This window comes from Streptomyces sp. NPDC048258, from assembly GCF_043201995.1.
Lineage (GTDB): Bacteria > Actinomycetota > Actinomycetes > Streptomycetales > Streptomycetaceae > Streptomyces.
The window spans coordinates 114,993-133,617 of the sequence record NZ_JBICZH010000006.1; the positions used below are offsets into that span (position 1 = coordinate 114,993).

An 18,625-nucleotide genomic window follows, 5' to 3' on the forward strand; every position below is an offset into this window, starting at 1 on the left:
CACGGCCCCACACTTCGTACGCATGCAGGACGGACGGGCGGGGCCCAAAGGTTCCCGGGGGTCAGCGCTTCTCGATGACGACCGACTGGATGATCACGTCGTCCACCGGGCGCTCGGTGCGCGGGTTGGTGGCGCTGGAGGCGATGGCGTCCACGATCTTCTGGCTGGCCGGGTCGGTGACCTCGCCGAAGATGGTGTGCTTGCGGGTCAGCCAGGCGGTGGGCGCGACCGTGATGAAGAACTGCGAGCCGTTGGTGCCCGGGCCCGCGTTGGCCATGGCGAGCAGGTAGGGCTTGGTGAAGGCCAGGTCGGGGTGGAACTCGTCGGCGAACTGGTAGCCGGGGCCACCGGTGCCGTTGCCCAGCGGGTCGCCGCCCTGAATCATGAAACCGCTGATGACACGGTGGAAGACGGTGCCGTCGTAGAGCGGGTCCGTGGTCTTCTGGCCGTCGGTGGGACGGGTCCACTCACGGGCGCCCGTGGCGAGCTCCACGAAGTTCCGGACCGTCTTCGGGGCGAAGTTCTCCAGCAGCTCGATCACGATGTCGCCGCGGTTGGTCTTCAGGGTGGCGTAGAGCTTCTCGGCCACGTGGTCTGCCTTCCATAGTCATCACTGTCGGTCCAGATGGTCGCACGCAGCGCAGCGCGGCACAGAAATCCTCCACCCGTATGCCCTGTCACGCATGCCGGTCGACGGTATGGCAGGCATGATCCGACAAAGGGTGGAAAGGTGAACTGTGTCCGCCACCGAGGAGGAGGATCCCGTGACCCGCAAGGACAGCGTGCGCCTGGCAGCCGAGAGCGCCAGGGAGAGTGTGCGGCACGCGGCGGAAGTGGTGGCGCCGTACGCAGAATCCGCCAAGGATGCCGCGGTGCACTACGCGCATGAGGCGAATGAGCGGCTGGCGCCGAAGGTGTCGTACGCGGCCAACGAGGCCGCGCGGCAGGCGCGTACGACGTACGACTGCCACCTGCATCCCCGGATCAAGTCGGCGCGCGCCCATGTGCCGCCGAATGTCGACCGGGCGGCGCAGAAGGCCGTGCAGCAGACGCGTCTGATGGCGCGGCAGGCGGCCGACTACACCCAGCCGCGGATCGAGAGCGCGATCGCCGTGGCCACACCGGTGGCCGAGGAGGCCGCCGCGCGGTCGACGGCGGCGTCGGCGGCGGCACTTGCCGCGCTGCGCGGCCAGGTGTCGTCCAAGGAAGTGCAGCAGCTGGTACGGCGCCATGAGCGGCGGGCGCGCAGGGGCCGGGTGCTGCGCGGAGTCGCGCTGGCCGCCGTACTGGCGGGCGCCGCGTTCGCGGCGTGGAAGTGGTGGGACCAGCAGTCGAACCCGGATTGGCTCGTCGAGCCGCCGGCGGCCACGGAGGTGCCGGCGCGCGACGCCGGGCCGGCGAGCTTCGACGACGAGCTGGCGGCGAAGGAGCGCGAGGCGGGTTCGGAGGAGCAGCCCTGACCCCGACCGGCGATGACGGCGAAGGGGCCCGGATCTGGTGGATCCGGGCCCCTTCGGCTGTGTCGGTTCGGCAGGTCAGCTGGGCAGGGTCAGGACCATGCCCGGGCGGATGAGGTCGGGGTTGGAGCCGACGACGCCCTTGTTCATGGCGTAGAGCTCGCGCCAGCGGGCCTCGTTGCCCAGCTCGCGGCGGGCGATCGCGGAGAGCGAGTCGCCCGGCTTGACGGTGTACGTGCGCTGCTTCCTGGCCGTGGGCGCCGGCCTGGGGGCCGCGGGAACGGCCTTGTGCGCGGCCGACGCGGGGGTCGGGGTGTGCCGGGCGCCGGGCGCGGTGGCGGCTGAAGCGGGCTTGGGCGGCGGCATGGCGGCCGGCTTGGGGGCGACGGGAACGGCCTTGTGCGCGGCCGAGGCCGGGGTCGGGGCCGCGGGCTTGGGCTTGGGCGGCGCGGCGGCCGCCATGCGTTCGGCGGCCGCGCGGGTGGCCGAGGCCGCGTCGGCCGCCTGGCTCGCGGGACGTGCCGCCGAGGCGGAAGCCTGCTGCTGGACCTGCTCCTTCGCCTTCTCGGCGGCCTCGTGTGCCTTCTTCTTGTCGGACTTCAGGAAGTCGAAGAGTCCCATGTGTGTACGCCTCCGGCGTGGTGGTGCCCCCCTGGGCGCGGTGCCTTCCCCCACTGTCGGACACCGGGCGCCGGGCGGCCCTGTGACGGGGCCGTCCGGGGGACCCGGGAGCGGCGGGTGCCGGTCACTGGCGGGCGCGGCGCGCCGGGCGGGGACTGTCGGAGGGCGTGGCCAGGTCGCCCTCGACGAGGAGGCCGAGGGCCCGCAGCAGGGCGGTGCGGTCGGTCTCGGAGAGGGAGGCCAGGGCGTCCGCGTGGACCTGGTCGACGATCCGCCGGCTGTCCACGGCGACGGCCGCCCCCTTCTCGGTGACGGCGATGATCCGGGCCCGACGGTCCTTCACGGAGGGGCGGCGCTCGGCCAGTCCGGCCTTCTCCAGGGCGTCCACGGTGACGACCATCGTCGTCTTGTCCATGTCGCCGATCTCGGCGAGCTGGACCTGGGTGCGCTCCTCCTCCAGGGCGTGGACGAGGACGCAGTGCATGCGCGGGGTGAGTCCGATCTCGCCGAGCGCGGCCGCCATGCGGGTGCGCAGCACATGGCTGGTGTGGTCCAGGAGGAAGGAGAGGTCGGGCTCGGTCCGGGCGGGCGCCATGGCAGTCATGGATCCACAGTAACAATTCGATCCGAAGAAAATAGTCTGCAACGAAACCATCTGTTACGGTCGTACTAGTCGCCCTCACTGACTGGAGAGACCGATGCCTGCCGCTTCCACATCCCCATCCGTGCCCTCCGCGCCCTCCACCCCCTCCGCTCCGACGCCGCCCCGCGCGGACTGCGCTCCCACTGGACCGCGCTCGCCGTGCTCTCCACGGGCATGCTGATGACGGTCCTCGACGGCAGCATCGTCACCGTGGCGATGCCCGCCATCCAGAACGACCTGGGCTTCACCCCCGCGGGTCTCAGCTGGGTCGTCAACGCGTACCTGATCGCCTTCGGCAGCCTGCTGCTGCTCGCCGGGCGTCTCGGCGACCTGATCGGCCGCAAGCGGATGTTCCTGGCCGGCACCGCCGTCTTCACCGGCGCCTCGGTGCTCGCCGGCTTCGCCGCCTCCCCCGCGGTGCTGATAGCCGCGCGCTTCCTGCAGGGGGCCGGCAGCGCGATGGCCTCCGCCGTCGGCCTCGGCATCCTGATCACCTTGTTCACCGAACCCCGTGAACGCGCCAAGGCCATCGCCGTGTTCTCCTTCACCGGAGCGGCCGGCGCCTCCCTGGGCCAGGTGCTCGGCGGGGTCCTCACCGACGCCCTCGACTGGCACTGGATCTTCTTCATCAACCTGCCCATCGGACTCGCCGCCCTGCTGCTGGCCCTCCCCGCGCTCCCCTCCGACCGGGGTCCGGGACTGCGCGCGGGTGCCGACGTACTCGGCGCGGTCCTGGTCACCGCCGGGCTGGTGCTGGGCATCTACGGCGTGGTCGAGGTGGAGCGGTACGGCTGGACCTCCTCGCACACCCTCGGCCTCGGGACGCTCTCCCTGGTCCTGCTCGCCGCCTTCACCCTGCGCCAGGCGAAGGCCCGTACCCCGCTGGTACCGTTGCGGATCTTCCGCTCCCGCATCGTCGCCGGCGCCAACCTCGTGCAGATGCTGATGGTGGCCGCGCTGTTCTCCTTCCAGATCCTGGTCGCCCTCTACCTGCAGAAGGTCCTGGGCTACGGGGCTGCGGCGACCGGCCTCGCGATGCTTCCCGCCGCCCTGGTGATCGGCGCGGTGTCCCTCGGCGTCTCGGCCCGGCTCAACGCCCGGTTCGGCGAGCGAAACGTGCTGCTGGCCGGTCTCGCCCTGCTCGTCCTGGCCCTCGGGCTGCTGACCCGGCTGCCCGTGCACGCCGACTACGTCACCGACCTGCTGCCGGTGATGCTGCTGGCCGCCGGCTTCGGCCTGGCCCTGCCGGCCCTCACCACACTGGGCATGTCCGGCGCCGACGACCGGGACGCGGGACTGGCCTCGGGGCTGTTCAACACCACCCAGCAGATCGGTATGGCCCTCGGCGTGGCCGTCCTGTCCACCCTGGCCGCCTCCCGTACGGAGTCCTCGGCCCGGTCGGGCAGCACCCCGGCCGAGGCCCTCACCAGCGGATACCACCTGGCCTTCGCCATCGGTGCCGCCCTCATGCTGGCCGCGATCGCCCTGGCCGCCACCCTCCTGCGGACCGGTGCGTCGACTGTTTCACGTGAAACATCGGCCGCCCGGTGAGGACCCCGGGCCGCCGCGGACCGGCTGATAGCGTCCGGAACATGCCCGAGCTGATACGGCCCACCGCCCGCCTGCACTCCTCATGGCTCGCCGCCCGCGAGGAATGGGGCCACGACGCCCCCATGGACGGGGCGGGCCTCGGCTCCGACAACGACGTCGACAGCTCCGAGGGTTTCGCGGCCTGGGTGGAGCGGCTGCACGGGTACGGGGACCGTACGGTGCCGGTCGAGCAGGGCCGGGTCCACGCCACGTACTGGTGGATCGCCGAGGGCGACACCTACCTGGGCGCCATCGACCTGCGCCACCACCTGAACGCCTTCCTCCTCGACGCGGGCGGCCACATCGGCTACAGCGTGCGCCCCTCGGCGCGGCGGCGCGGGCTGGCCGGCTGGGCGCTGGAATCGGTGCTCCACGAGGCACGGGTGATGGGGATGGACCAGGTCCTGCTGACCTGCGACCCGGACAACACCGCGTCGGTCCGCACGATCGAGCGGGGCGGCGGTGTCCTCGAAGATCTCCGCGAGACCCTGATCGGCCCCAAGTGCCGCTACTGGATCGACCTCTAGACACCCCTGGTGCCCGTTCGGCCAGAGCCGGCCCCGCGGCGCCCCCCGGACGCGAAAAGACCCTCCCTGACCGCGTTTCCGCAGGTCAAGGAGGGTCTCGCTTGTGGAGCCTAGGAGATTCGAACTCCTGACATCTGCCTTGCAAAGGCAGCGCTCTACCAACTGAGCTAAGGCCCCAGGGGTCGGCACACCCCTGCCCCCGTGCGGGGAGCGGGTGTTCCGCAGAACAGAGTACCGGGTGTACCCCCTCATCTCGCAAAATGATAGGGACTCCCGCCCTGCGACCACTCTCCGTAAGATGCTCGCGAGGTTCGCACCAGCGAAGGGGAGTAGTAAGAGTGGACGCAGTACAGCAAGAGGCTACGGCCAGAGCCAGAGAGCTTCAGCGCAGTTGGTACGGGGAGCCGCTCGGAGCGCTCTTCCGCCGGCTCATAGATGACCTCGGCTTGAACCAGGCCCGCCTCGCTGCCGTCCTCGGACTGTCGGCGCCCATGCTGTCCCAGCTGATGAGCGGCCAGCGCGCCAAGATCGGGAACCCTGCCGTGGTGCAGCGTGTTCAGGCGCTCCAGGATCTCGCCGGCCAGGTGGCCGACGGGAGCGTCAGTGCCGCGGAGGCCACCGACCGGATGGACGAGATCAAGAAGACCCAGGGAGGCTCCGTCCTCAGCAACAGCGGTCAGACCACCACCAGTTCGGGCGCGCCCACCGTCAAGCGCGTCGTCCGTGAGATCCAGTCGCTGCTGCGCTCGGTCTCCGCGGCCGGCGACATCATCGACGCGGCGGACAGCCTCGCCCCCAGCCACCCGGAACTGGCAGAGTTCCTCCGGGTGTACGGCGCGGGCCGCACCGCCGACGCGGTCGCCCACTACGAGGCCCACCAGAACTGACAAGCGCGACGGCGGACTACGGGTGACGGGGGACGGGCACAGCGATGGGTGAGGTTTTCGCCGGTCGGTACGAGTTGATCGATCCGATCGGGCGCGGTGGCGCGGGCGCCGTATGGCGTGCCTGGGACCACCGGCGCCGCCGGTACGTCGCCGCGAAGGTCCTCTTGCAGAGCGACGCCCACACGCTCCTGAGGTTCGTACGGGAGCAGGCCCTGCGGATCGACCACCCGCACGTGCTGGCCCCCGCCAGCTGGGCGGCCGACGACGACAAGGTCCTCTTCACGATGGACCTGGTCAGCGGCGGCTCCCTGGGCCACGTCATCGGGGACTACGGTCCCCTCCCGCCCCGGTTCGTGTGCACCCTGCTCGACCAGCTCCTGTCGGGGCTGGCGGCGGTGCACGCGGAGGGTGTCGTCCACCGCGACATCAAACCGGCCAACATCCTGATGGAGGCCACCGGGACCGGGCGGCCGCACCTGCGGCTGTCCGACTTCGGCATCTCCATGCGCAAGGGCGAGCCCCGGCTGACCGAGACGAACTACGTCGTCGGCACCCCGGGTTACTTCGCCCCCGAGCAACTGCTGGGCGCCGAGCCCGACTTCCCCGCCGACCTCTTCGCCGTCGGGCTGGTCGCCCTGTACCTGCTCCAGGGGCGCAAGCCCGACTCCCAGGGCCTGGTGGAGCACTTCCTCGCCCATGGCACCCCGGGCGCCCCGGAAGGCGTCCCCGCGCCGCTCTGGGACGTCATCGCCAATCTCCTGCAGCCGGACCCCCACAGCCGGTTCAAGACGTCCACAGGGGCACGCAAGGCCCTTGCCGAGGCCGTGGAGCTGCTTCCGCCGGCCGCGCCGGGCGAGGATCCGGTGGAGGTGTTCGACCAACTCGGCCCGCTCCCGGCCGGTTTCGGCCCGGAGGGGCCGGAGACGACAGCGGCCGTGACCCCGGACGGGCCCACGGCCGCCCTGGTGCCGCCGCAGAACGGACCTCAGACACCGACGCCGACTCCGTCCCCGAACCCGTACGCGACGCCGGGCCCGAACCCGTACGCGACGCCGGGCCCGTACGCGTCCCCGTACGCGACGTCGGCCACAGCGGCCCCGGCGACCGTGGCGGAGGCCACCGATCCGCGCGGCACTGCCCCGACCGTCCCCGTGCCCGCCTCGTACGGGGGGCCCTCGCAGACCGGCAGTTTCCACCTCCCGCCGCCCGCGCCGTACACCCCGCCCGCGCCGCCCGCCCGCGCCGGCGGGATCGCCCCGCCTCCGGGGAAGGTGACGGCCGGCATCCTCGCGGCGGCGCTGCTCTGCTTCGCCGTCGGCGTCTGGGCCCTCACCCAGCTGTAGCGCCGCCCCTGCGGGCGAGCAGGATCCAGCCGCCCAGCACGAGCAGCAGCAGCGTCCCGGTGCCGAATCCGGCGCCGGCCACCACCCGCATCACGGACCCCTTCTCGGCGGCCTCGGCGGCCTCCGGGGCGGTGAGCCCGTCCTTCGCGGCGGCCCGGTCCTCGGCCCCGACCCCGAACCCGCCCGCGGCCAGGCTCTCCTTGTACGCCGGTGCCTCGGCCGGGGTGCCGCTGACCTCCGTACGCAGGGTCAGCGGCACGGGGGTCGCGTCCTCGGTGAACTCGGCGACCTTCCCGCCCATGGTCACGACGACGTAGTACCAGCCCGCGATGCTCACGGACTGAACGGCCCGGTCGTTGGCGAAGCGGTTCTCGTAGGCGACGGGAGGGGTCTTCTCCAGGGTGATCCCGGCCTGCTTGCCGTCGTACGAGGTGTCCTTGTCGGAGATGAGGCTCCGGTAAGGGGTGTAGAGGGAGACGGTGAGCCCTCCCGAGGCGGATCCGTACTGCTTGGTCATCTTGGCGGCGGCGAGTTCGGCGCTGAGGCCCAGCTGCTGCCCCCAGTCCAGCGGGACCCGGTAGTAGCGGGTCTGTCCGGGCCGCATCTCGTCGCGCCACACCCCGGCGCCCAGCGCGCGGGCGTCGTTGAAGCCGGTGCCCCCGGTACGGGCCACCGCCTCGCTGCCGGGCAGGGACGGGGCCCCCGAGGGCCAGGTGCTGGGCGCGGTGGTGGGAACGCCCGCGCCGCGGCCGGGTTCCCGCTGGACCCGGAGTTCGAGCGGCCAGGGGCTCTGGTCGGAGCCCTTGGCCGACGTACGGGTGACCTTGGCGTAGTAGACGCCGGGCGGCGCGCAGTCCGCGTCCTCCGCCCCCCACCGGACGCCGGCGGCGCCGATGGGGGCGGGGTCGTAGCCGAAGCTCGCACGGCCGGTACTGTCCGGGCAGGAACGGCCGGCGGTGGTCATGATCTCCACCTCGATGCCGTCGCTGGAGGAGGCCTTGGCGCCCCGTGCGGGCCGGACCACGGCGGAGACGTACACGTTGGACCCGTCCTTCTCCAGGACGAGCCGGTAGAAGCGCTCACCGGGGGCGAGCGTGTCCTTGTAGAGGCTCCCGGCCTCCAGGAGCGGGGCGTCCGCGGTGGAGGGCTTGCCCTCCACCGCCTTCGCGCCGTCCGCCGCGCGGTACGTGGGGCTCGGCTGCGGCGCCGTCCCCTCCGCGCGGGCGGCGCCCGGCACACCCGCGGCCATGGCCAGGGCCGCCGCCCCCACCACGGCTCCCGCCCGCACTGCCGTCCCTACCCGACCCATCACGCCCACCCCGACTTTGCTAGCGCAAGCCAAATCTTTGCATAACGTAACTTTTTGTCACAGAACAGCACAAAGCCCCGGCCGCAGCGGCAGCCGGGGCTTCATGAGATCAGCCTTGGGTCTCACACACCGGAACCAGAGGGCACGGAGTCAGTTGCCTCCGTCCACAGGTCCTGCTCGGCGCGGTCCGCCTGGATCTGGCGGTACACGAGGAGCCCGCCGATGGCGGCCAGTGCGACCAGGAGCAGCTTCTTCACCGCGCGACCTCGTCTTTCGTTGACGTAGGGGACTTCTGGCGCCCAACAATACACACCGACCGATACCGATCGGTGACCTGGCGGCCCACCAACTGGCCCAACGGCAAAGACCCCCAGGCCTTGGGCCTGGGGGTCTTCGACACTGTGGGGCTAACAGGATTTGAACCTGTGGCCTCATCCTTATCAGGGATGCGCTCTAACCAACTGAGCTATAGCCCCATCCGCGCTGCGCGCTGACTCCTGAAGGTTAGCGCACAGACCCGGGAGGTCCAAAATCCCCGGGGCGAAGCCCCTATGGACGCTGCCCTGCGAACGTCTGCGCAGGTCACTCGTCCTCGGCGAGCGTCAGCTCCACACCGCCGACGAAGCCCGCCGACAGGTTGTAGATGAACGCGCCGAGCGTCGCCAGAGCCGTCGCCAGCACCACGTCGATGACCGCGATCACCGATGTGAAGATCAGAACGCGCGGCAGCGACAGGAACGACTGGAGGTCGAAGCCGTTGCTCTCGTTCGAACCGGTCGCCTCGCTGATCGTGCCGCCGACGGTCGAGAAGACGCCCATCGCGTCCATGACCATCCACAGCACCACCGCCGCCACGATCGTGCAGATGCCCAGCGCGATCGACAGCAGGAAGCTGACCTTCATCACCGACCACGGGTCGGCCTTGGCCACCCGCAGCCGTGCCTTGCGCGTCCTGGGCGTCATCCTGGCTCCCGTACGCGGCTTGCGCTGCGCGCCGCCCGCACCCCCGCCGCGCGGCGCACCCGGGCCCGAGGGCGCCGAGTAGGCCTGCGGCGGGTGGTAGGGCTGCGCGGGCCGCTCCTGACCGGTTTCCGCGCCGGCCTGCGGCTGCGGTCCTCGGGTGTCCGTCACAGTCCCCCCCTGGGAGTCCGCGGCGGGGCCACGGGCACCATTCGCTCCAGTCTCGGCCGGTCCGGCGCCCGTGGCTCCACTCACGACTTACTCCTCGTGCTCCCCAGCCGAAGGCTGCGTGCCCTCGGCGGCCTCGGCGGCCTGTCCGTCAGCCACCTCGGTCTCGGTCTCGATCTCGTCGGCCTCGACCTCGTCAGCTTCCTGACCGGCCTCGGCGTTGCGGGCGATGCCCACCACGGCATCGCGCTTGCCCAGGTTGATCAGCTGGACGCCCATGGTGTCACGGCCGGTCTCCCTGACTTCGTTGACGCGCGTACGAATCACACCACCGCTGAGCGTGATGGCGAGAATCTCGTCCGTTTCGTCCACCACGAGAGCCCCGACGAGCGACCCGCGGTCTTCCACGATCTTCGCGGCCTTGATGCCCAGACCGCCACGACCCTGGACGCGGTACTCGTCGACCGGCGTCCGCTTGGCGTAGCCGCCGTCGGTCGCGGTGAACACGAACGTACCCGGCCGGACAACGCTCATGGAGAGCAGTTCGTCACCCTCGCGGAAACTCATGCCCTTCACGCCCGAGGTCGCGCGGCCCATCGGACGCAGCGCGTCATCGGTCGCCGTGAAGCGGATCGACTGCGCCTTCTTGCTGATCAGCAGCAGGTCGTCCTCGGCGGACACCAGCTCCGCGCCGATCAGCTCGTCGGCAGTGCCGTCGGCGCCGTCGGCGCCCGTCTCCCGGAGGTTGATGGCGATCACACCACCCGAACGCGGCGAGTCGTAGTCCTTGAGCGCCGTCTTCTTCACCAGGCCGCCCTTGGTGGCCAGGATCAGGTAGGGCGCCGCCTCGTAGTCGCGGATGGCGAGGATCTGCGCGATCTTCTCATCCGGCTGGAAGGCCAGCAGGTTCGCCACGTGCTGCCCGCGCGCGTCACGGCCGGCGTCCGGGAGCTCGTACGCCTTGGACCGGTAGACCCGGCCCTTGTTCGTGAAGAACAGCAGCCAGTGGTGCGTGGTGGAGACGAAGAAGTGGTCGACCAGGTCGTCCTGCTTCAGCTTCGTACCGCGCACGCCCTTGCCGCCGCGCTTCTGCGAGCGGTAGTCCTCGGTCTTGGTGCGCTTGACGTAACCGCCGTGCGTGATCGTGACGACGATGTCCTCTTCGGCGATCAGGTCCTCCATGGACATGTCGCCGTCGAAGGGCACCAGCTTGGACCGCCGGTCGTCGCCGAACTTCTCGACGATCGCCGCCAGTTCCTCGCTGACGATCTGACGCTGACGCTCCTCCGAGGCCAGGATCGCGTTGTACTCGTTGATCTTGGCCTGGAGCTCGTCGTGCTCGGCGACGATCTTCTGCCGCTCCAGTGCCGCCAGGCGCCGCAGCTGCATCTCCAGGATCGCGTTCGCCTGGATCTCGTCGATCTCCAGCAGGCCCATCAGGCCCTCGCGCGCGATCTCGACCGTGTTGCTGCGCCGGATCAGCGCGATGACCTCGTCGATCGCGTCCAGCGCCTTGAGCAGACCGCGCAGGATGTGCGCGCGCTCCTCCGCCTTGCGCAGGCGGAAGCGCGTACGCCGGACGATGACCTCGATCTGGTGCGTCACCCAGTGGCGGATGAACGCGTCGATCGACAGCGTGCGCGGCACGCCGTCCACGAGCGCCAGCATGTTCGCGCCGAAGTTCGTCTGCAGATCGGTGTGCTTGTACAGGTTGTTCAGCACGACCTTGGCGACGGCGTCGCGCTTCAGGACGATCACCAGGCGCTGGCCGGTCCGCGACGAGGTCTCGTCACGGACGTCGGCGATACCGCCGACCTTGCCGTCCTTCACCAGGTCCGCGATCTTCTGCGCGAGGTTGTCGGGGTTGGTCTGGTACGGAAGCTCCGTGACCACCAGGCACTGGCGGTTCTGGATCTCCTCGACCGCGACCACCGCGCGCATCGTGATGGAGCCGCGACCGGTCCGGTACGCCTCCTCGATGCCCTTGCGGCCCACGACCAGGGCGCCCGACGGGAAGTCAGGACCCTTGATCCGCTCGATGAGCGCCTCCTGGAGCTCCTCGTGCGAGGCCTCCGGGTGCTCCAGCGCCCACTGCGCGCCCGCCGCGACCTCACGGAGGTTGTGCGGCGGGATATTGGTCGCCATGCCGACCGCGATGCCCGCGGAGCCGTTGACCAGCAGGTTCGGGAAGCGCGCCGGCAGGACCGTCGGCTCCTGGTTGCGGCCGTCGTAGTTGTCCGTGAAGTCGACGGTCTCCTCGTCGATGTCCCGGAGCATCTCCATGGCCTGCGGCATCAGCTTGCACTCGGTGTAGCGCATCGCGGCCGCCGGGTCGTTGCCCGGAGAACCGAAGTTGCCGTTCGAGTCCACCAGCGGCATGCGCATCGACCACGGCTGTGCCAGGCGCACCAGGGCGTCGTAGATCGAGGAGTCGCCGTGCGGGTGGTACGTACCCATGACGTCACCGACGACGCGGGCGCACTTGTAGAAGCCCTTCTCGGGCCGGTAGCCGCCGTCGTACATCGCGTACAGCACACGGCGGTGGACCGGCTTGAGGCCGTCCCGTACGTCGGGCAGCGCGCGCGAGACGATGACGGACATCGCGTAGTCGAGGTAGGAGCGCTGCATCTCCGTCTCGAGCCCCACGGGCTCGATGCGCACGACGGGCTGCTCCTCCGCGGATTCCGCGGCGGTGGGGGTGGTTTCGTCGGCCATTGCTGGTCAGAAGTCCTTTCAGGCAGTCAGCTGAGCCGACTCAGATGTCGAGGAACCGAACGTCCTTGGCGTTGCGCTGGATGAAGGAGCGCCGGGCTTCGACGTCCTCACCCATCAGCACCGAGAACAGGTCGTCGGCCTGCGCGGCGTCGTCCAGGGTGACCTGGCCGAGCACGCGGTGGTCCACGTCCATGGTGGTGATGCGCAGTTCCTCGGCGTTCATCTCGCCCAGACCCTTGAAGCGCTGGATGGAGTCTTCCTTGATGCGCTTGCCGTTCTGCTTGCCGAGTTCCACCAGCGCGTCGCGCTCACGGTCCGAGTACGCGTACTCGAAGTCGTCCCGGCCCCACTTGATCTTGTACAGCGGCGGACGCGACAGGTACACGTGACCGGCCTCGACCAGCGGCCGCATGAAGCGGAACAGGAAGGTCAGCAGCAGGGTGTTGATGTGCTGGCCGTCGACGTCGGCGTCCGCCATCAGGATGATCTTGTGATAGCGGAGCTTCTCGATGTCGAAGTCCTCGTGCACACCCGTGCCGAAGGCACTGATCAGCGCCTGGACCTCGGTGTTCTGGAGGATCTTGTCGATGCGCGCCTTCTCGACGTTAAGGATCTTGCCGCGGATGGGCAGGATGGCCTGGTACATCGGGTTGCGGCCGGACTTCGCGCTGCCACCGGCGGAGTCGCCCTCGACGATGAAGATCTCGCACTTCGTCGGGTCGTTCGACTGGCAGTCGGACAGCTTGCCCGGCAGCGAGGCGCTCTCCAGCAGACCCTTGCGACGCGTCAGGTCACGGGCCTTGCGGGCCGCGACGCGCGCCGTGGCCGCCTGGATCGACTTGCGGACGATGTCCGCGGCCTCGACCGGGTTCCGGTCAAACCAGTCGTTCAGGTGCTCGTGCACAACCTTCTGCACGAAGGTCTTCGCCTCCGTGTTGCCCAGCTTGGTCTTCGTCTGGCCCTCGAACTGCGGCTCGCCCAGCTTGATCGAGATGATCGCCGTCAGACCCTCGCGGATGTCCTCGCCCGCCAGGTTGTCGTCCTTCTCGCGCAGCAGCTTCTTCTCGCGCGCGTACCGGTTGACCAGACCCGTCAGAGCCGCACGGAAGCCCTCCTCGTGCGTACCGCCCTCATGCGTGTGGATCGTGTTCGCGAAGGAGTAGACACCCTCCGTGTACTGCGAGTTCCACTGCATCGCGATCTCGACCGAGAGCATCCGCTCCTTGTCCTCGGCCTCGACGTCGATGACGGTCGGGTGGATCATCTCGCCCTTGCGCGAGTTGAGGTACTTCACGAAGTCGACGATGCCGCCCTCGTAGTGGTACTTGACCGTCCGCGCCGCGGGCTCGGCCGCCTCCGCGTCCGGGTCGTCCGCGCCGACCGTGGCCTTCGCCGACTCGCGCTCGTCGGTCAGCGTCAGGGTCAGGCCCTTGTTCAGGAAGGCCATCTCCTGGAAGCGCCGCGACAGCGTCTCGAAGGAGTACTCGGTCGTCTCGAAGACGTCGCCGTCGGCCCAGAACGTGACCGTGGTGCCGGTCTCGTCGGTCTCCTCGTTCTGCGCCAGCGCGGCGGTCGGGACACCGAGCTTGTAGTCCTGGGTCCAGCGGTAGCCGTCACGCCGGACCTCGACCGCGACCCTGCTCGACAGGGCGTTCACGACGGACACACCCACACCGTGCAGACCGCCGGAGACGGCGTAGCCGCCACCGCCGAACTTGCCGCCCGCGTGCAGCACGGTCAGGACGACCTCGACGGCCGGCTTGCCCTCGGACGGCACGATGTCGACCGGGATGCCGCGGCCGTTGTCGACCACCCTGACGCCGCCGTCGGCCAGGATCGTCACGTCGATCGTGTCCGCGTGACCGGCCATCGCCTCGTCGACGGAGTTGTCGACGACTTCCTGGACCAGGTGGTGCAGGCCGCGCTCGCCGGTCGAGCCGATGTACATGCCTGGCCGCTTGCGGACCGCGTCCAGGCCCTCGAGGACCTGGATCGCACTGGCGTCGTAATTCTTCTCGTTGGAGTCGCCGGAATCGGCCACGAAGCGCCCTCTCTGGCACAGCGCAGCCCGTACTCCGGACCAGCGAGTGCGCCGGAGGAGCGGCCGCGTCGATCTGCGTTGTCTGCGTGATCCCGCGAACGGGCGGGATTGGCTTCAGTCTACCGGTACCGCCGACATGAATGGGGGTTTGCCGGTACCTGAGTCCGCATGTGCCGCCCTGAACCTCCACCTTCCGACTCCCCATATCCGGGAAGGGGCTCAAAGAGGCTCACACGGGCATCCAGCGCTTCGGCCTGTCAACCTCCCACTACCGTGAGGGACACCACCCGCGCCGGCACCGCCCTCACCCGTAGGTGTCCCCCGGACCCGTGCTCCCCGGCGCCCGCCACGGCCCGTACCGCTTCGGCCGCCCACCCGGCCCCTGCACCTTGATCAGCCGCACGGTGCCCTGCCCCAGGTCCGCGTTCAGCCGCGCCACCAGCTGCGGAGCCAGCAGCTTCAGCTGCGCCGCCCACGCCGAGGAATCGCACCGCACCACCAGCTCACGGTCCTCGTACCGCTCCGGTTCACAGTGCGCCGCGATCTCCGGACCGACGATCTCCGGCCAGCGCTCCATCACACCCGCCACCGCCATCGGCATCTCCCAGCCGCGCTCGGTGCGCAACCGGTCCAGCGCCGCCATCAACGGCATCGGATCCCGGCCGTCCGCCCGGGCCCCCGAGCGCAGCCCCGGACCCTGGTGTCGCTTCTTCCCACCCGCCGCGTTGCCCCGGGCCCGCGCCTGCTCCCGCGCGGCGGCGAGCGCCTGCCGCGCCAGATCCACACCGGAGAGCTCCGGCGCCTTGCGCGGCTCCTGGCCCTGGCCGCCGCCGCGGCCACTTCCCGTGTCGCTGCCCTGATCGCTCACAGCCGGGTCACCTCACCACCGGACACCCCGAACCGCGCCCCCACCAGCACACCCGGAACGTCATCGTCCACCGCCGCCGTCACCAGCACCTGCTCGCCCGGCGCCACCAGCTCGGCCAGCCGCTCCCGCCGCCGCGCGTCCAGCTCCGCGAACACGTCGTCCAGGATCAGCACCGGCTCGGCGCCCTCCGAACGCAGCAGCTCGTACGAGGCCAGCCGCAGGGCCAGCGCGTACGACCACGACTCCCCGTGGCTCGCGTACCCCTTCGCCGGCAGCTCCCCCAGCCGCAGCAGCAGATCGTCGCGATGCGGACCGACCAGCGTCACACCCCGCTCGATCTCCTGCTTGCGCACCTCCGACAAGGCCGCCAGCAGCACCTCGCAGATCGCCTCACGACCGCGCGCCGCCCCACTGTCCACCGGCTCGCCCGCGGACGACTTGTACGAGAGCCCCAGCGGGCCGCCGCCGGGCGCGAGCTGCTCGTACGCCTTGTCCGCCAGCGGCAGCAGCGTCGCGATCAGATCAAGCCGCTGCGCCAGCAGCTCCGCGCCCGCGCGCGCGAGGTGCTGGTCCCACACGTCGAGGGTGGAGAGGTCCATCGAGCGCCCGCCGTGCCGGCGCGCCATCGCCGCCGACTTCAGCAGGGTGTTGCGCTGCTTCAGCACCCGCTCGTAGTCGGATCGGACCGCCGCCATCCGCGGGGAGCGCGCGGTGACGAGTTCGTCCAGGAACCGGCGCCGCTCCCCCGGATCGCCCTTCACCAGGGCCAGGTCCTCCGGCGCGAACAGCACCGTCCGTACGATCCCCAGCACGTCCCGCGGCCTGACCTGCGAGGACCGGTTTATCCGGGCCCGGTTCGCCCGCCCCGGATTCAGCTCCAGCTCGACCAGCTGCTGACGCTCGCCCTGGGTGACGGCCGCGCGGATGATCGCCCGGTCCGCGCCCATCCGTACGAGCGGGGCGTCCGAGGAGACCCGGTGGCTGCCCAGCGTCGACAGGTAGCCGATCGCCTCGACGAGGTTGGTCTTCCCCTGGCCGTTGGGACCCACGAAGGCCGTGACGCCCGGGTCGAGGGGAACCTCGGCCCGGGCGTACGAGCGGAAGTCGGCCAGCGAGAGATGCGAAACATGCATACGGCGCCGACCTCCCCCGGCTTTCCTGCTGCTCTTGTGGTGCTGTGTGGTGCGGTGCGGCTGCTGCCGGCCGCACCGTTCTCTTCTCGACTACGTCGTGTACGTCGGCTCTTCCCGACTACGCCTTCTCGACCGCGTGGCCGCCGAACTGGTTGCGCAGCGCGGCGATCATCTTCATCTGCGGGGAGTCGTCCTGGCGGGACGCGAACCGCGCGAACAGCGAGGCGGTGATCGCGGGCAGCGGTACGGCGTTGTCGATCGCCGCCTCCACCGTCCAGCGGCCCTCGCCCGAGTCCTGCGCGAAACCGCGCAGCTGCTCGAGGTGCTCGTCCTCGTCGAGGGCGTTCACGGCCAGGTCCAGCAGCCAGGAACGGATGACCGTGCCCTCCTGCCAGGAGCGGAAGACCTCGCGGACGTCGGTGACCGAGTCCACCTTCTCCAGGAGCTCCCAGCCCTCGGCGTAGGCCTGCATCATGGCGTACTCGATGCCGTTGTGGACCATCTTCGCGAAGTGGCCGGCGCCGACCTTGCCGGCGTGCACGGCGCCGAACTCGCCCTCGGGCTTGAGGGCGTCGAAGACCGGCTGGACCCGGGCTACGTGGTCCTTCGCGCCGCCGTACATCAGCGCGTAGCCGTTCTCCAGGCCCCAGACTCCGCCGGAGACCCCGCAGTCGACGAAGCCGATGCCCTTGGCGGCCAGCTGCTCGGCGTGCTTCTCGTCGTCGGTCCAGCGGGAGTTGCCGCCGTCGACGACGATGTCGCCGATCGAGAGCAGCTCAGCGAGCTCGTCGACGGTGGACTGGGTGGCCGCGCCTGCCGGGACCATGACCCACACCACGCGCGGGGCCTGCAGGCTGTCCACAAGTTCCCGCAGGCTGTGGACATCCGCGAGGTCCGGGTTGCGGTCGTATCCGATGACGGTGTGGCCTGCGCGGCGGATGCGCTCGCGCATGTTGCCGCCCATCTTGCCGAGACCGACGAGACCGAGCTCCATCAGGTGGTTCCTTAAGCGTTGTGGCCGTCTTTGCCGGGGCCTCCTGCTTCCCGGAGGACATCCCAGGCCCCGAGCCTACGCCCGGCCGGGCCCCCCGGCCGCCCGGCTCCACGGGGCGCGCGGTGCCCCTGCCCCGCTGCCGCAAACGTGGTCAGGCCCGGTCCCGCGGCGGGCGGGACCGGGCCTGACCTGCGAAGAATCAGCCGGAGAGGCGCACCGGCATGATCAGGTACTTGTAGGCCTCATCGGCCTCCGCGTCGACCGCAGGGCGGCCGCTGAGCAGCGCCGGCTTGGTGGACGTGGTGAAGCTGAGCTGCGCGGCGGGCGAGTCGATCGCGCTCAGTCCGTCGAGCAGGAAGGTCGGGTTGAAGGCGATCGAGATGTCGTCGCCCTCCAGCTTGGCGTCCACGCGCTCCACAGCCTGTGCGTCGTCGCTGGAACCGGCTTCCAGGATCAGCACGCCCTGCTCGAAGCTCAGGCGGACCGGAGTGTTCCGCTCGGCGACGAGAGCCACGCGCTTGACGGCCTCGACGAACGGGGCGGTCTCGATCACGGCGATGGAGTTGAACTCCGTCGGGAACAGCGTGCGGTACTTCGGCAGGTCGCCTTCGAGGAGGCGGGTGGTGGTGCGGCGGCCGGCGCCCTCGAAGCCGATGAGGCCCTCACCGGCACCGGAGCCCGACAGTGCCAGGGTGACGGTGTCGCCGCTGGTCAGGGACTTGGCGGTGTCCAGGAGGGTCTTGGCGGGCACCAGGGCCACGGCGGAGGCGTCCGGGTTCTCCGGCTTCCACAGGAACTCGCGGACCGCGAAGCGGTAGCGGTCGGTGGAGGCCAGGGTGACGCGGTCGCCCTCGATCTCGATGCGGACACCGGTCAGCACGGGCAGCGTGTCGTCGCGGCCGGCGGCGATGGCGACCTGGGCGGCGGCGGAGGCGAAGACCTCGCCGGGCACGGTGCCGGTCGCGGTCGGCATCTGGGGCAGCGCCGGGTATTCCTCCACAGGCAGGGTGTGGAGTGTGAAGCGCGAGGAGCCGCAGACCACGGTCGCCCGTACACCGTCTGTGGAAATCTCCACCGGGCGGTTGGGGAGGGCCCGGCAGATGTCGGCGAGCAGCCGGCCGGAGACCAGGACGGTGCCGTCCTCCTCGACGTCCGCCTCGACGGAGACGCGGGCCGAGACCTCGTAGTCGAAGCCGGAGAGGCTCAGCATGCCTTCCTCGGCCTTCAGCAGCAGGCCCGCGAGAACGGGCACCGGCGGCCGGGCCGGGAGGCTACGGGCAGCCCAGGCCACCGCCTCCGCGAGTACGTCGCGCTCCACCCGGATCTTCACCGGAACCGCCTCCTGCTGTTGCTCGATCGTCTGCCGGCC

Annotated in this window: 17 protein-coding genes and 2 tRNA genes; 5 read left to right on the forward strand and 14 right to left on the reverse strand. The window is 70.4% G+C overall.

Annotation, left to right across the window (positions count from 1 at the left end; translation table 11 throughout):
- Positions 1–61 precede the first annotated feature (61 nt).
- A complete protein-coding gene (locus ACGFYQ_RS16290; protein WP_393744277.1) occupies positions 62–589 on the reverse strand; it encodes a peptidylprolyl isomerase in 528 nt (175 codons plus the stop codon).
- Between the two features lie 175 nt (positions 590–764).
- Here ACGFYQ_RS16290 and ACGFYQ_RS16295 point away from each other — a divergent pair, with 175 nt between their 5' ends.
- A complete protein-coding gene (locus tag ACGFYQ_RS16295; RefSeq protein WP_393744279.1) occupies positions 765–1,460 on the forward strand; it encodes a DUF5324 family protein in 696 nt (231 codons plus the stop codon).
- A 75-nt stretch (positions 1,461–1,535) separates the two neighbouring features.
- Here ACGFYQ_RS16295 and ACGFYQ_RS16300 read toward each other — a convergent pair whose 3' ends face one another.
- Both ACGFYQ_RS16300 and ACGFYQ_RS16305 read right to left on the reverse strand, forming a co-directional pair.
- Positions 1,536–2,078, reverse strand: a complete 543-nt coding sequence (locus ACGFYQ_RS16300) for a LysM peptidoglycan-binding domain-containing protein (RefSeq protein WP_393744281.1) — start codon at positions 2,076–2,078, stop codon at positions 1,536–1,538.
- 124 nt (positions 2,079–2,202) lie between these two features.
- Entirely contained in the window at positions 2,203–2,682 is a 480-nt protein-coding gene (locus tag ACGFYQ_RS16305) for a MarR family winged helix-turn-helix transcriptional regulator (protein WP_393744283.1), read from the reverse strand.
- Positions 2,683–2,880: 198 nt separating this feature from the next.
- On the opposite strand from ACGFYQ_RS16305, the gene ACGFYQ_RS16310 reads away from it, so the two are divergent.
- Both ACGFYQ_RS16310 and ACGFYQ_RS16315 read left to right on the forward strand, forming a co-directional pair.
- Entirely contained in the window at positions 2,881–4,272 is a 1,392-nt protein-coding gene (locus ACGFYQ_RS16310; RefSeq protein ID WP_393744285.1) for an MFS transporter, read from the forward strand.
- A gap of 41 nt (positions 4,273–4,313) precedes the next feature.
- Positions 4,314–4,838 (forward strand): GNAT family N-acetyltransferase, encoded by a 525-nt coding sequence (locus ACGFYQ_RS16315; RefSeq protein WP_393744287.1) that lies wholly within the window; start codon positions 4,314–4,316, stop codon positions 4,836–4,838.
- A 104-nt stretch (positions 4,839–4,942) separates the two neighbouring features.
- Here the strand turns inward: ACGFYQ_RS16315 and ACGFYQ_RS16320 are convergent.
- Positions 4,943–5,015: transfer RNA gene (locus tag ACGFYQ_RS16320), tRNA-Ala, on the reverse strand.
- 161 nt (positions 5,016–5,176) lie between these two features.
- On the opposite strand from ACGFYQ_RS16320, the gene ACGFYQ_RS16325 reads away from it, so the two are divergent.
- Complete coding sequence (locus ACGFYQ_RS16325) at positions 5,177–5,725, forward strand: DNA-binding protein (protein WP_134072835.1); 549 nt, start codon at positions 5,177–5,179, stop codon at positions 5,723–5,725.
- A 44-nt stretch (positions 5,726–5,769) separates the two neighbouring features.
- Positions 5,770–7,068 (forward strand): serine/threonine-protein kinase, encoded by a 1,299-nt coding sequence (locus tag ACGFYQ_RS16330; RefSeq protein WP_393744289.1) that lies wholly within the window; start codon positions 5,770–5,772, stop codon positions 7,066–7,068.
- Here the strand turns inward: ACGFYQ_RS16330 and ACGFYQ_RS16335 are convergent.
- The 10 genes from ACGFYQ_RS16335 to dnaN form a co-directional block, all read right to left on the reverse strand.
- The gene (locus ACGFYQ_RS16335; protein WP_393744291.1) at positions 7,055–8,377 is read right to left on the reverse strand and encodes a hypothetical protein; all 1,323 of its coding nucleotides are present in this window, start codon (positions 8,375–8,377) and stop codon (positions 7,055–7,057) included. The genes ACGFYQ_RS16330 and ACGFYQ_RS16335 overlap by 14 nt on opposite strands.
- 122 nt (positions 8,378–8,499) lie before the next feature.
- On the reverse strand, positions 8,500–8,634 hold the full coding sequence (locus tag ACGFYQ_RS16340; protein WP_208809277.1) for a DLW-39 family protein: 135 nt from the start codon (positions 8,632–8,634) through the stop codon (positions 8,500–8,502).
- A gap of 145 nt (positions 8,635–8,779) precedes the next feature.
- Positions 8,780–8,853, reverse strand: a tRNA-Ile gene (locus ACGFYQ_RS16345).
- A 106-nt stretch (positions 8,854–8,959) separates the two neighbouring features.
- Positions 8,960–9,508 (reverse strand): DUF3566 domain-containing protein, encoded by a 549-nt coding sequence (locus tag ACGFYQ_RS16350; RefSeq protein WP_393744292.1) that lies wholly within the window; start codon positions 9,506–9,508, stop codon positions 8,960–8,962.
- A gap of 87 nt (positions 9,509–9,595) precedes the next feature.
- Entirely contained in the window at positions 9,596–12,220 is a 2,625-nt protein-coding gene (gene gyrA / locus ACGFYQ_RS16355) for a DNA gyrase subunit A (RefSeq protein ID WP_393744294.1), read from the reverse strand.
- 40 nt (positions 12,221–12,260) lie between these two features.
- Entirely contained in the window at positions 12,261–14,282 is a 2,022-nt protein-coding gene (gyrB, locus tag ACGFYQ_RS16360; RefSeq protein WP_393744700.1) for a DNA topoisomerase (ATP-hydrolyzing) subunit B, read from the reverse strand.
- Between the two features lie 283 nt (positions 14,283–14,565).
- Positions 14,566–15,045, reverse strand: coding sequence for a DUF721 domain-containing protein (locus tag ACGFYQ_RS16365; RefSeq protein WP_393744702.1), 480 nt, complete (start codon positions 15,043–15,045; stop codon positions 14,566–14,568).
- A gap of 80 nt (positions 15,046–15,125) precedes the next feature.
- On the reverse strand, positions 15,126–16,262 hold the full coding sequence (recF, locus tag ACGFYQ_RS16370) for a DNA replication/repair protein RecF (protein WP_393744296.1): 1,137 nt from the start codon (positions 16,260–16,262) through the stop codon (positions 15,126–15,128).
- Positions 16,263–16,380: 118 nt separating this feature from the next.
- Positions 16,381–17,256, reverse strand: a complete 876-nt coding sequence (gene gnd, locus ACGFYQ_RS16375; RefSeq protein ID WP_393744298.1) for a phosphogluconate dehydrogenase (NAD(+)-dependent, decarboxylating) — start codon at positions 17,254–17,256, stop codon at positions 16,381–16,383.
- Positions 17,257–17,455: 199 nt separating this feature from the next.
- Positions 17,456–18,586, reverse strand: coding sequence for a DNA polymerase III subunit beta (gene dnaN, locus ACGFYQ_RS16380; protein ID WP_359170032.1), 1,131 nt, complete (start codon positions 18,584–18,586; stop codon positions 17,456–17,458).
- Positions 18,587–18,625 lie beyond the last annotated feature (39 nt).

Coding starts and splice junctions, on each gene's coding strand:
- ACGFYQ_RS16305 (WP_393744283.1), bottom strand. CDS start 2,682: ATGACTGCCATGGCGCCCGCCCGGACCGAGCCCGACCTCTCCTTCCTC.
- ACGFYQ_RS16330 (WP_393744289.1), top strand. CDS start 5,770: ATGGGTGAGGTTTTCGCCGGTCGGTACGAGTTGATCGATCCGATCGGG.
- gyrA (WP_393744294.1), bottom strand. CDS start 12,220: ATGGCCGACGAAACCACCCCCACCGCCGCGGAATCCGCGGAGGAGCAG.
- ACGFYQ_RS16300 (WP_393744281.1), bottom strand. CDS start 2,078: ATGGGACTCTTCGACTTCCTGAAGTCCGACAAGAAGAAGGCACACGAG.
- ACGFYQ_RS16315 (WP_393744287.1), top strand. CDS start 4,314: ATGCCCGAGCTGATACGGCCCACCGCCCGCCTGCACTCCTCATGGCTC.
- recF (WP_393744296.1), bottom strand. CDS start 16,262: ATGCATGTTTCGCATCTCTCGCTGGCCGACTTCCGCTCGTACGCCCGG.
- ACGFYQ_RS16335 (WP_393744291.1), bottom strand. CDS start 8,377: ATGGGTCGGGTAGGGACGGCAGTGCGGGCGGGAGCCGTGGTGGGGGCG.
- gnd (WP_393744298.1), bottom strand. CDS start 17,256: ATGGAGCTCGGTCTCGTCGGTCTCGGCAAGATGGGCGGCAACATGCGC.